11 protein-coding genes are annotated in these 12,629 nt (G+C 62.9%); 5 read left to right on the plus strand and 6 right to left on the minus strand.

Annotated features, from left to right (window positions below; genetic code table 11):
• The first annotated feature begins 75 nt into the window (after positions 1 to 75).
• From mdtD to yccS, 4 genes are all read left to right on the plus strand, one after another.
• Positions 76 to 1,503, plus strand: a complete 1,428-nt coding sequence (gene mdtD / locus LMH93_RS24825) for a multidrug transporter subunit MdtD (RefSeq protein WP_003249408.1) — start codon at positions 76 to 78, stop codon at positions 1,501 to 1,503.
• A gap of 112 nt (positions 1,504 to 1,615) precedes the next feature.
• Positions 1,616 to 2,953, plus strand: coding sequence for an ATP-dependent RNA helicase DbpA (dbpA, locus tag LMH93_RS24830; protein ID WP_230065385.1), 1,338 nt, complete (start codon positions 1,616 to 1,618; stop codon positions 2,951 to 2,953).
• A 121-nt stretch (positions 2,954 to 3,074) separates the two neighbouring features.
• Complete coding sequence (locus tag LMH93_RS24835; RefSeq protein WP_054889350.1) at positions 3,075 to 4,256, plus strand: NAD(P)/FAD-dependent oxidoreductase; 1,182 nt, start codon at positions 3,075 to 3,077, stop codon at positions 4,254 to 4,256.
• 83 nt (positions 4,257 to 4,339) lie between these two features.
• Complete coding sequence (gene yccS, locus LMH93_RS24840; RefSeq protein ID WP_003249401.1) at positions 4,340 to 6,523, plus strand: YccS family putative transporter; 2,184 nt, start codon at positions 4,340 to 4,342, stop codon at positions 6,521 to 6,523.
• Between the two features lie 18 nt (positions 6,524 to 6,541).
• Here yccS and LMH93_RS24845 read toward each other — a convergent pair whose 3' ends face one another.
• On the minus strand, positions 6,542 to 7,279 hold the full coding sequence (locus LMH93_RS24845; protein WP_230064711.1) for a substrate-binding periplasmic protein: 738 nt from the start codon (positions 7,277 to 7,279) through the stop codon (positions 6,542 to 6,544).
• Positions 7,280 to 7,432: 153 nt separating this feature from the next.
• On the opposite strand from LMH93_RS24845, the gene LMH93_RS24850 reads away from it, so the two are divergent.
• Complete coding sequence (locus tag LMH93_RS24850; protein WP_003249398.1) at positions 7,433 to 7,885, plus strand: GNAT family N-acetyltransferase; 453 nt, start codon at positions 7,433 to 7,435, stop codon at positions 7,883 to 7,885.
• Between the two features lie 25 nt (positions 7,886 to 7,910).
• Here the strand turns inward: LMH93_RS24850 and LMH93_RS24855 are convergent, their stop codons facing one another.
• The 5 genes from LMH93_RS24855 to LMH93_RS24875 form a co-directional block, all read right to left on the minus strand.
• Positions 7,911 to 8,207: a winged helix-turn-helix domain-containing protein gene (locus LMH93_RS24855; protein ID WP_003249396.1), complete on the minus strand. Its 297-nt coding sequence runs from the start codon at positions 8,205 to 8,207 to the stop codon at positions 7,911 to 7,913.
• A 12-nt stretch (positions 8,208 to 8,219) separates the two neighbouring features.
• Complete coding sequence (locus tag LMH93_RS24860; protein ID WP_003249394.1) at positions 8,220 to 8,720, minus strand: M48 metallopeptidase family protein; 501 nt, start codon at positions 8,718 to 8,720, stop codon at positions 8,220 to 8,222.
• A 39-nt stretch (positions 8,721 to 8,759) separates the two neighbouring features.
• Positions 8,760 to 10,886, minus strand: a complete 2,127-nt coding sequence (locus tag LMH93_RS24865) for a putative bifunctional diguanylate cyclase/phosphodiesterase (protein WP_060544929.1) — start codon at positions 10,884 to 10,886, stop codon at positions 8,760 to 8,762.
• A gap of 212 nt (positions 10,887 to 11,098) precedes the next feature.
• Entirely contained in the window at positions 11,099 to 12,163 is a 1,065-nt protein-coding gene (gene fba / locus LMH93_RS24870) for a class II fructose-bisphosphate aldolase (RefSeq protein WP_003249389.1), read from the minus strand.
• Between the two features lie 100 nt (positions 12,164 to 12,263).
• Positions 12,264 to 12,593, minus strand: coding sequence for an MliC family protein (locus LMH93_RS24875; protein WP_003249387.1), 330 nt, complete (start codon positions 12,591 to 12,593; stop codon positions 12,264 to 12,266).
• Positions 12,594 to 12,629 lie beyond the last annotated feature (36 nt).

Genomic DNA, 12,629 nt, shown 5'->3' on the forward strand with positions numbered 1-12,629 from the left:
ACCTACAAGGAACGCGTAACCCTTGTAGGAGCGGCTTTAGCCGCGAAAGGGCCGGCACTGACAAACGAGGACGTCATGCCCGAACGCACCCCGCTGGACCCCGTCACCGCCCGCTGGATCCCTTGGGTGGTGGCCATCGCCTTCTTCATGCAGTCCCTGGACGGCACCATCCTCAACACGGCGCTGCCGGCCATGGCCCGCTCGTTGGCCGAAGACCCCTTGCGCATGCAAGGTGTGATCATTGCCTACATGCTCACCGTGGCCCTGCTGATCCCTGCCTCAGGCTGGATCGCCGACCGTTTCGGCACCAAGCGCATCTTCTTCAGCGCTATCTTGCTGTTCAGCTTTGGCTCGCTGCTGTGCGCCGCAGCCAACAGCCTTGGCTTCCTGATCTTCGCCCGCGTGGTGCAGGGGCTGGGCGGTGCGCTGATGCTGCCGGTCGGGCGGCTGGTGGTGCTGCGCGCCTACCCACGCAGCGAGCTGGTGCGGATCATGAGTTTCATCACCATCCCCGGCCTGCTCGGGCCATTGCTGGGGCCAACGGTCGGTGGCTGGCTGGTGGAAATCCTCAGCTGGCACTGGATCTTCCTGCTCAACCTGCCTGTCGGCCTGCTTGGCTGCATTGCCGTGTGGAAGTTCATCCCGGACTTGCGCGGCGCCGAGCGCACCACCTTCGACGGCCCTGGTTTCCTGCTGTTCGGCGCAGCGATGGTACTGATCACCATTGCCATGGAAGGCCTGGGCGAGCTGCACCTGCCGCACTTGCGGGTAATGTTGCTGCTGTTCGCCGGCATGGCCTGCCTGGCCGCGTACTGGCTGCGCGCCGGGCGCGACCCGGAGCCGCTGTTCTCGCCAAGCCTGTTCCGCGTGCGCACCTTCGCCATCGGCATCCTCGGCAACCTGTTCGCCCGCCTGGGCAGCGGCGCGCTGCCGTTCCTGGTGCCGTTGCTGCTGCAGGTCGCGCTGGGCTACTCACCCGCCCAGGCAGGCATGAGCATGATCCCGCTGGCGGCGGCGGCCATGCTGGCCAAATCCATTGCCCGACCGCTGATCGAACGGTTCGGCTATCGCATCATCCTCACCGGTAATACCTTGCTGCTGGGCATCCTGCTGGCAAGCCTGGGTCTGGTGGACGAGCAGACCCCTTATTGGCTGCTGTTGGTGCAACTTGGCCTTCTGGGGGCAGTGAACTCCATGCAGTTCACTGCGATGAACACAGTGACGCTCATCGATCTCGACGACGCCAGCGCCAGTAGCGGTAACAGCCTGCTGTCGGTGGTCGCGCAACTGTCGCTGAGCCTGGGTGTGGCCTGCGCCGGCGCACTGTTGGGCGGCTTTACTGCGGCAGGCAGCGCCGAGGGCGTGGAAACCACCCTGGGCGCGTTCCAGCTGACCTTCGTCACCATCGGCGTAATGGCCATGCTGGCAGCGGCGATCTTCCTGCAGCTGGCGCCGACGGACGGAAGGCGTGCCCGTCGTCCGGAACAACACATGGAGTCGTAGGGCGAATGGCCACGAGGCTGGTAGACTATGCGGCATTTTTCGCTTCGCACCGCAGGCCCGCCTCGTGACCACCGAATCCACCGCCTTTGCCACCTTGCCGCTGTCCACTGCCATGCTGGCCAACCTGGAGGCCCTTGGCTATGCCTCGATGACGCCGATCCAGGCCCAGAGCCTGCCTGTCATCCTCAAAGGCCAGGACCTGATCGCCCAGGCCAAGACCGGTAGCGGCAAGACTGCCGCCTTCGGCATCGGCCTGCTCAACCCGATCAACCCGCGCTATTTCGGCTGCCAGGCGTTGGTGCTCTGCCCTACCCGCGAACTCGCCGACCAGGTGGCCAAGGAGCTGCGCCGCCTGGCCCGTGCCGAGGACAACATCAAGATCCTGACCCTGTGCGGCGGCGTTTCGCTGGGCCCACAGATCGCTTCGCTGGAGCACGGTGCGCACATCATCGTCGGCACCCCAGGGCGCATCCAGCAGCATCTGGACAAAGGCACCCTGGTCCTGGACGGGTTGAACACCCTGGTGCTGGACGAAGCCGACCGCATGCTCGACATGGGCTTCTTCGACGCCATCGCCAGCATCATCGGCAAGACCCCGTCGCGCCGCCAGACCCTGCTGTTCTCGGCCACCTACCCGGCCGGCATCAAGCAACTGGCCGCCGACTTCATGCGCAACCCGCAGCAGGTCAAGGTCGAGAGCCTGCACACCGACAACCAGATCGAGCAGCGTTTCATCGAGATTGACCCGCAGCAACGCCTGGAAGCCGTCACCCGCGTGCTCGGCCACTACCGCCCACAATCGTGCGTAGCGTTCTGCTTCACCAAGCAGCAATGCGAGGACGTGGTTGCCCACTTGACCGCCAAGGGCATCGTCGCCCAGGCCCTGCACGGCGACCTGGAGCAGCGCGACCGTGACCAGGTGCTGACCATGTTCGCCAACCGCAGCAGCTCGGTGCTGGTGGCTACCGACGTGGCCGCGCGCGGCCTGGACATCGATGGCCTGGACATGGTCATCAACGTGGAGCTGGCGCGTGATGCGGAAATCCACGTGCACCGCGTGGGCCGTACCGGCCGCGCCGGCGAGAAAGGCGTTGCGGTCAGCCTGGTGGCACCGGCCGAAGGCCACCGCGCCCAGGCCATCGAAGCGCTGCAGAAGAGCCCGCTGCGCTGGGACCAGCTGGACAGCCTGAAAAACAAGGGCGGCGAGCCCCTGCTGCCGGTGATGACCACACTGTGCATTGCCGCTGGCCGCAAGGACAAGCTGCGCCCTGGCGACATCCTGGGGGCCCTGACCGGTGATGCCGGCATCCCGGGCAAGCAAGTGGGCAAGATCGCCATCTTCGACTTCCAGGCGTTTGTGGCCGTGGAGCGGGCGTTGGCCAAGCAAGCCATGCAGCGACTGAACAGCGGCAAGATCAAGGGTCGCGCCCTGAAAGTCCGCATTATCTAAAGCCAGGCAAAGCCCCCTGTAGGAGCGGGTTTACCCGCGAACGCGGCAGTAAATGCATCGTCGCATTCGCGGGTGATCCCACTCCCACAGGGTTCAGCATTTCAATCTGAAGGTTCATACCGTGCACTCCACCGACGTGATCATCCTTGGCGCCGGCGCCGCCGGCCTGATGTGCGCCCAGCTCAGTGCCCGTCGCGGCCGCCGGGTGCTGCTGCTCGACCACGCCAACAAGCCAGGCAAGAAAATCCTCATGTCCGGCGGCGGGCGCTGCAACTTCACCAACCTGTACACCGAGCCGGCCAACTTCCTTTCGCACAACGCGCACTTCTGCAAGTCGGCCCTGGCCCGCTACACCCAGTGGGACTTCATCGAGCTGGTGTGCAAGCACGGCGTGGCGTACCACGAGAAGAAGCTCGGCCAGCTGTTCTGTGACAACAAGGCCAGCGACATCCTCGACATGCTGCTGGCCGAGTGCGACGAGGCCGGTGCCGAGATCCGCATGCACACCAGCATCGAACAGATCGAGAAGACCGAAAGCGGCTACCTGCTGCAGACCAGCGGCGGCCAGTTCACCTGCCAGTCGCTGGTCATCGCCACTGGCGGCCTGTCGATCCCGACCTTGGGCGCCACCGGTTTCGGCTACCAGGTGGCCCGCCAGTTCGGCCACACACTGCTGCCAACCCGCGCCGGGCTGGTGCCATTCACCATCACCGAGCCCCAACTCAAGGCGATGTGCACCGAGTTGTCCGGCACCTCGCTGGACTGCACCGCCAGCTGCAATGGCACCAGCTTCCGCGAAAACCTGCTGTTCACGCACCGCGGCTTGAGCGGCCCGGCAATCTTGCAGATCTCGTCGTTCTGGGAAGCCGGTGACACGGTCGAGATCAACCTGCTGCCCGACCGGGATGCGCTGACCTGGCTGCAACAGATGCAGGCCGAGCGCGCCAATGCCGAACTGAAGACCGTGCTGGGCGAGGTGTTCACCCGCAAGCTGGCCAACTTGCTGGCCGAGCAGTGGTTCGAGTCGAAGCCGATGAAGCAGTACACCCCGGCGGAACTGGCGCACATCGCCGAAAAGCTGGCGAACTGGCAAGTGGTGCCAGCCGGCACCGAAGGCTACCGCACCGCCGAAGTGACCCTGGGCGGCGTGGATACCCGCGAGGTGTCGTCCAAGACCATGGAATCGCTGAAAAGCCCCGGCTTGTACTTCATCGGCGAAGTGCTGGATGTCACCGGCCACCTGGGTGGTTTCAACTTCCAGTGGGCTTGGGCATCGGCGAACGCCGCCGCGCAGTTCGTGTAGAGTAGAATCCTTTCAGCAGCACGGAACGCTTCTTGCTGGCCCGTGCTGCAGTGCATTCTTCGCTCACCGCCTGGCAGGCCATCATGTCATCGAGCTCGTTCCGTCAGTCACTGCGTCGCCTGTGGGGCCAAGACAAGTTCAGCTACAGCATCCGGGTCACCATTGCCCTTACCGGCAGCCTGGCCCTGTGCTGGTACCAGAACGAGATGGCCCTGCTGATTCCGCTGTTCCTCGGCATCATCGCCAGCGCCCTGGCCGAAACCGACGACAGCTGGCAGGGCCGCCTCAGCGCCCTGGCCGTTACCCTGGTGTGCTTCGCCATCGCTGCACTGGCAGTCGAGTTGCTGTTCCCCTACCCCTGGATCTTCGTCATTGCCCTGGCCCTGGCGGCCTTTGGCCTGACCATGCTCGGGGCGCTGGGCGAGCGCTACGGCGCCATCGCTTCGGCCACCTTGATCACTGCGGTCTACACCATGATCGGCGTGGACCAGCGCGGTGGCCAGGTCACCGATTTCTGGCACGAACCGCTGCTGCTGGTGGCAGGTGCGGCCTGGTACGGGCTGTTGTCGGTGCTGTGGCAGGCGCTGTTTTCCAACCAGCCGGTACAACAGAGCCTGGCCAAACTGTTTTTCGAGCTGGGCAGCTACCTGAAGCTCAAGGCCAGCCTGTTTGAACCGGTCCGCACGCTCGACGTCGAGGCACGGCGCCTGGAACTGGCCCAGCAGAACGGCAAGGTGGTGGCCGCGCTGAACGCAGCCAAGGAGATCATCCTGCACCGGGTGGGCAACAGCCAACCCAACTCGAAGGTAAGCCGCTACCTCAAGCTGTACTTCCTGGCCCAGGATATCCACGAGCGTGTCAGTGCCTCGCACTACCCCTACAACGCACTGACCGAGGCGTTTTTCCACAGCGACGTCATGTTCCGCTGCCAGCGCCTGTTGCGTAAGCAGGGTTCATCCTGCCAGGAACTGGCCCGCTCGATCCGCCTGCGCCAACCGTTCGTGCTGGCCAGCGGTTATCCAGAAGCCCTCGAAGACCTCAACGCCTCGCTGGAGCACCTGCGCATCCAGAGCAACCCGGCCTGGCGCGGCCTGTTGCGCTCACTGCGGGCACTCGCCGCCAACCTGGCAACACTGGACCGCCTGCTCAGTGCCGCCAGCAACCCGGACAGCCTGGCCGACGCCAGCGACAGCAGCCTGCTCGACCGCTCGCCGCGCTCGCTGAAGGACGTGTGGACGCGCCTGCGCACCCAGCTCACACCGACTTCGCTGTTGTTCCGCCATGCCTTGCGCCTGCCGCTGGCGCTGTCGATCGGCTATGGCATGGTGCACCTGATTCACCCGACCCAGGGCTACTGGATCATCCTCACCACGCTGTTCGTGTGCCAGCCCAACTATGGGGCCACGCGGCGCAAGCTGGTGCAGCGAATCTTCGGCACTGCCGTTGGCCTGACAGTGGGTTGGGCCTTGTTCGACCTGTTCCCCAACCCGGTCATCCAGTCGTTGTTCGCCGTGGTTGCCGGGGTGGTGTTCTTCGTCAACCGCACCACCCGCTACACCCTGGCCACTGCCGCGATCACCCTGATGGTGCTGTTCTGCTTCAACCAGATCGGCGATGGCTACGGCCTGTTCCTGCCACGCCTGTTCGATACCCTGGTGGGCAGCCTGATTGCCATTCTTGCAGTGTTCCTGTTCCTGCCTGACTGGCAGGGCCGACGGCTGAACAAGGCGCTGGCCAATACCCTGGCCTGCGCCAGCGTGTACCTGCGCCAGATCATGCAGCAGTATGCCCACGGCAAGCGCGACGACCTGGCCTACCGCCTGGCCCGGCGCAATGCCCACAACGCTGACGCGGCGCTGTCCACCACCTTGGCCAACATGCTGATGGAGCCGGGGCATTTCCGTAAGGAGGCCGACGTTGGCTTTCGCTTCCTGGTGCTGTCGCACACGTTGCTCAGCTACCTCTCGGGGTTAGGCGCGCACCGCGACACGGCGTTGCCAGCGGAGGTGCAGGAGCAGTTGATCGAAGGCGCCGGGCAAAGCCTGGCCAGCAGCCTGGACGAGATTGCCAACGGCCTGGCCGCACGGCTGCCGGTGGCGATTCACAGTGATGCCGAAGAGGCGCTGGCCAATGCCCTGGAGCAGATGCCGGAAGATCTGGATGAGCATCAGCGGCTGGTGCAGACGCAGCTGGCGTTGATATGCCGCCAGCTGGGGCCATTGCGGACCCTGGCGGCACACCTGATCAAGGAAAATGCCCCGGCCTGATCGTTTTAGTGCCTGTGCTCAAAAGCCGTACTGACGCAGCAGCCGGGCATAGCTGCCATCGGCCTTCATCGCCGCTATCGCCTGCTCGAAGCGCTCGACGATCCGATCATGCTCCGGGTGCTTCAGGCTGACCAGGACATGCAGGGTGTTCTCCCCCAGCGGCGGATCCACCAGCATCACCCTGTCACGCACTTCCTGCGGCTCGCGCTGCAGGTTGTAGCGGGCCACGTACTCGTCTTCCACCGCCAGGCTTACCCGCCCTGCCGCCAACATGCGTACCGCAGAAGAAAAGTTGCGCACCGGCACTTTGTTCAGACGCGGATCCCCGTCGAATTCCGGTGAATAGGTGTAATCACGCACTACCGCAATGCTGTAGGCATAAAGGTCAGACAGACGCGTGTAGCTGAATGCCTCGCCCTTACGTTGCAGCAGGCGAATACGATTACTCAGGTAGGCGCTGGAGAATTGCCCGATATTGGCGCGCGAGTCGTTGTACCAGGCATTGATCAGCACGTCGTAGCGCCCTTCACCTACCCCCAGCAATGCACGCGCCCACGGTACCTCTTCATAGCCGCTGGCGTAGCCGGCACGGGCCAGTGCGGTGGTAACGATGCTGGTCGCAAGGCCGCCGCCCGGCATCTTGGCATCGGTGAACGGTGGCCAGTTGTCGGCCACCAGGCGCAGCTTGTCGTGACCCGGGGCAGGTGTTGCCAGCATCGCTGCCAGTAAACCCAGAACATAAAGCAGTGGCCGCATGCTCACGTCCTTTCGCAATGGAGGGCAACACTGCCAGTGAGATTACACAAAGCGGTTGCCGAGGGCAGCGGCCAATAGTGTCATTTAGCCTCTATTTTGGCCGAAGCACATGCAGCATGCGATGATCGAGCCCCATCCAAGGAGTTCGTGCCCATGTCAATCGACTGGCTCTGCAAGCACCACACCGACCTCGGCAAGGAGCAGCTCTATGCCATTTTGCAGCTACGCACTGAAGTACTCGTGGTGGAGCAGCGCCACGCCTACCAGGAAGTCGATGGTCAGGACCTGACTGGCGATACCTTGCACCTCATGGCCTGGCAGGAAGACAAGCTGGTGGCCTACCTGCGCCTGCTGGATCCGCAGTCACAAGGTGGGGATGTGGTGATCGGACGAGTGGTGACATCACCGCAGGCGCGAGGTTTGCAGCTCGACGAAAGCTTGCTGCTCAAGGGGCTGGAAGCGGCGGAGCATTGTTGGCCGGGGGTGCCGGTTTATCTGTCGGCTCCGGCGCATTTACAGGCGTTTTATGCCCGCCATGGGTTTGCGGTGGTGGGCGAGGAGTCTTTGGAGGACGGCATCGCGTCCATTGGAATGCGCAAGGGATGAGCCCACCCTGTGCGGGCTTTGCACATCAGGGGTAACCCAGCACTTCGCGGATCTGCCGCAAGTGACGGATGATCCACTGCTTGTCGATCGCCCCCCAGTCATGAATGCGATAATGCCCGGCGTGGTTGCGTGCGCCTTCCTGCTGCTCGAACTCGCAGACGATGTCCAGGTCGGCCAGCGCGGCGATAGTGTCCTGGGCTGTGCGACGGGGCATACCGGTGGCTTCCATCAGGGCGGGCACGCTGGTCGCGGTCTGGCTATCGATCAGCCAGGCCACGTACAGGCGGCGGTAGAAGCTGCTCTTGGTCTTGCTCACTTCCATGCTGCATGTTCCTTAGAGGTTGCCCGGCAGCTCCCGGTAGGTCAGGTAGACGCGCAGGTCGAATTCCAGTTGGTGATAGTCCGGCTCCATGTGCTGGCAGAGCTGGTAGAACGCTTTGTTGTGATCTCGCTCGCGCAGGTGCGCCAACTCGTGCACAACAATCATGCGCAAGAACTGTGGCGCGGCCTCCTTGAACAGCGAGGCAATGCGGATTTCCTTCTTCGCCTTGAGCTTGCCACCCTGCACCCGCGACACCGCCGTGTTCAAGCCCAGGGCCCGATGCGTCAGATCGAGGCGGCTGTCGAACAGCACCTTGTCCAGGTTTGGCGCACTTCGCAGGTACTGTTGGCGCAGATCCTGGGCATAGCCATACAGCGCCTTGTCGCTTTGCACGTCATGGCGGTCAGGGTAACGGCGCTGCAGGTATTCACCCAGGCGGTCGCTGTCGATCATCTGCCGCACCTGCGCCTGCAGGTGCGGGGGGTAGGCTTGCAAGTAACGTAGTACGGTCATGGCGCTGTATTCGGCGTAACGAATGCCGATTCTAGCCAATCACGGCCCTGGCCAGGAGAAAATTGCCGGGAAGCCGCTAGCGTCAGCAGCGGTCATCGGATAAGCCACCAGGAAACCCTGAACGTATTCGCAACCATTGGCCTTGAGCCAGGCTGCCTGCGCCGGGGTCTCCACCCCCTCGGCGATCACCGTGATACGGTAGTCGGCGCACAGGCCGATTACGCTGCGAACCAACGCAGCATCTACCGCCGAATCGGGCAGACGTGCCACCAGATGACGGTCAAGCTTGAGGGTGTCGATAGGCAGATCGCGCAGCATGCGCAACGAACAGTCACCCGCACCAAAGTCATCCAGGGCCACCCTCACACCCAGGTCACGCAAGCGGTGTATCTGTTTGACGGCCGCGTCGATGTTATACATCAGCGACGTTTCCGCCACTTCCACCTCCAACTGCGTCGGGACAAGCTGGTAAAGCTGGATGACCCGTTGCAGTTCTTCGACCAGGCCAGGCATGACGAACTGCGCGCGGCTCAGGCTGATGCCGAGCACAAGGTCAGCCGGAAACCTGTCGTACCAGGCCTGCCGCTGGGCGGCCCCCTGGCGGTAGATCCAGCTGGCCAGGCGATTGATCAGCCGCGCTTCTTCCAGCAACGGGATGAACAGCCCCGGCGGCACATCGCCAACGCTGGGGTGCTGCCAGCGCAGCAAGGCCTCGAAACCACGCAGGCGGCCATCGTGGAAGGCGACCTGTGGCTGGTACACCAAGGTAAAGTCCTGCTGCTCGATGGCCATGCGCACGCTGTCCTCGAGCATCAATCGCGAGCGCGCCCGTCCGTTGAGTTCCTGGTCGTAGAAGCGGTATTGCTGACGCCCCGCTTGCTTGGCTGCGTACATCGCTGCATCGGCCGAACGCAGCAGGCCTTCAACATTGGCGCCACAGTCCGGGTAGGTGGCAATGCCGATGCTGACCCCAAGGCATACATCGAGCCCGTCGACCTCATGGCTGATGGAAACACGCTCGAGCAACCGTTCTGCATAACGCCCGGCCTGCTCCGGGTAGGGCAAGCTGTCGAACAGTGCAGTGAACTCATCCCCGCCCATACGCGCCAGCAAGGCCTCACTGCCCAGGCAGTCCTTGAGCTGCTCGGCCACCCAGCGCAACACCCGGTCGCCCGCGTCGTGGCCGAGCGAGTCGTTGATGCGTTTGAAGCCATCCAGGTCCATGTACATCAACGCCTGCGCCTTGTCCGAGCGCTCGTTGCGCAACAGAACACCTTCAGCAGCCTGGTAAAAACCACGACGGTTGAGCAGGCCGGTGAGCGGGTCGGTAATGGCCTGATATTCCAGCTGCTGGTGCAAGTTACGCACCACCGACATGTCCAGCACGGTCACCACCATGGCCTGTTGGTCGGCCGGCAACGGCGCACAGGACAGCGCCACCGGCACTAACTCACCGCCTTGAGTACGCAGTTGGGCATCATGTACGCGGAAGATTTGCCGCCCCTGGTAGGCCTTGTAGAAGTCCGACTCGCGCCACAGGCTGGTACTGGTCAGTTGCACAACGTCGAGCAATGGGGTGCCCTGCAGTTGTTGCACCGGTGCCGCCAGCAAACGGGAAATGGCCGGGTTGGCAAAACTGATGATGCCATGGGCATCAACCACCAGAATGCCTTCGGCGGCATTTTCCAGGATGGACGCATTGAATGCCCTGGCCGTCTCCAGCTCGCGACTGAGCTGCTGCAACATGCGCCGGTTGCGCTGCTGGTCGAGCAGCGCCTGGACCTTGGGCTTGAGTATTTGCGGGTCGAACGGTTTGAACATGTAGTCCACGGCGCCGCTGGCGTAGCCTTTGAGCACGGCCGCGTCGGACTGTTCGTTGGCGGTGAGGAAAATGATCGGGGTCAGTCGGGTACGCTGATTGCCGCGCATCAGCCGGGCGACTTCAAAGCCGTCCATTTCCGGCATCTGTACATCCATCAACACCAGATCGACTTCGTACTCAAGCAACGCGCTCAACGCTTCTATCCCAGAGCTCGCCGTCAATACTTGCCAATCCTGCCGGGCCAGCAAGGCCCGCATGCTGATGAGGTTCTCGGGGTAGTCGTCTACCACCAGAAGAACTGAGCTGCCATCCAGTGGCTGCTGTTGAGGGTAAGCGCCATCCATGCTGCTTCTCTGTTATGTGACCGACTTCAAAATACGGTTGGATCCATTAGTACTCTAGTCCTGAGGCTGCAACACGCAATGCAATCAGAACGCTATCAGTGGTTAAACTGTACGGTAGCCGACTAACGGTAGGTCTGCGGAAATTATGTACAGGTTTCCATCGCCCATAAAAAAACCCGCATCACTGCGGGTTTTTCAGGGTTACCTGTCGATCAGTTGACCTTGGCGGCCAGCTCACCTTTCAGGTAGCGCTGGTACATACCGTCCAAAGAGATCGGCTTGATCTTCGAAGCATTGCCCGCGGTGCCGAAGGCTTCATAACGTGCGATGCACACGTCGCGCATGGCCTTGATGGTTTCACCGAAGAACTTGCGTGGGTCGAACTCGCTCGGGTTCTGCGCCATCAGACGGCGCATGGCACCGGTAGAGGCCAGACGCAGGTCGGTATCGATGTTGACCTTGCGCACGCCGTGCTTGATGCCTTCGACGATTTCTTCGACCGGTACACCGTAGGTTTCTTTGATGTCGCCGCCGTACTGGTTGATGATCGCCAGCCACTCCTGCGGTACCGAGGACGAACCGTGCATCACCAGGTGGGTGTTGGGGATGCGCTTGTGGATTTCCTTGATGCGATCGATGGCCAGCACGTCACCGGTTGGTGGCTTGGTGAACTTGTAGGCACCGTGGCTGGTACCGATGGCGATCGCCAGGGCGTCGACCTGGGTCTTCTTGACGAAGTCGGCGGCTTCTTCCGGGTCGGTCAGCATCTGGCTGTGATCCAGCACGCCTTCGGCGCCGATCCCGTCTTCTTCACCGGCCATGCCGGTTTCCAGCGAACCCAGGCAGCCCAGCTCACCTTCCACCGATACGCCGCAGGCGTGAGCCATGGCAACGGTCTGCTGGGTAACGCGGACGTTGTACTCGTAGTCGGTCGGGGTCTTGCCGTCTTCACCCAGCGAACCGTCCATCATGACCGAGCTGAAGCCCAGCTGGATCGAGCGCTGGCAGACGTCAGGGCTGGTACCGTGGTCCTGGTGCATGCACACCGGGATGTGCGGGAACTCTTCGATGGCAGCCAGGATCAGGTGGCGCAGGAATGGCGCACCCGCGTATTTGCGGGCACCGGCCGAAGCCTGAACGATCACCGGGGAGTCGGTCTTGTCGGCCGCTTCCATGATGGCGCGCATCTGCTCGAGGTTGTTGACGTTGAAAGCTGGTACGCCGTAGCCGAACTCGGCGGCGTGGTCCAGCATCTGGCGCATGCTAATGAGTGCCATTGTGTATCTCTCTCCCGACAAGCGTCGTTTGTTTCGTGCAAGCCTGCCGCAGGGGCGGTTGCTGTTCAAGTAGTGTGGGCCACCCTCGCGGCCCGGCCAGTCACGGTGCCTTGCAGCCCCGCCCAATCAGATCGTTGGTTGCCACCCAGTACACCAGGCCTTCTTCGCCCTTGGTGTGGAAGGCCAGCATGCCATCGCTGTACAGCGCACCCGAGGCACCCGGTTCAGCCTTGAGCCGGTACACCTGGTCGCCGCCGCCAAGGCGCACGTCAACCTGGTCACGTTGCGCATCGGCGAAGCGCCAAAGCACCTCAGCCTGGGTGTCGCAGACCCAACGGGTCCAGTTGTCTGCCGGGGCCGGTTGCGTCGGCTGCAGCAGTGAGCATCCTGCCAGTGTCGCCAGGGCCGTCACGGCCAAAAGCGCTTTCATTCAGTTTCCTCGATTTGGGGCTGCTGTGCAGCCCTT

The sequence above is a fragment of the Pseudomonas sp. CIP-10 genome, assembly GCF_020911845.1.
GTDB lineage: Bacteria > Pseudomonadota > Gammaproteobacteria > Pseudomonadales > Pseudomonadaceae > Aquipseudomonas > Aquipseudomonas alloputida.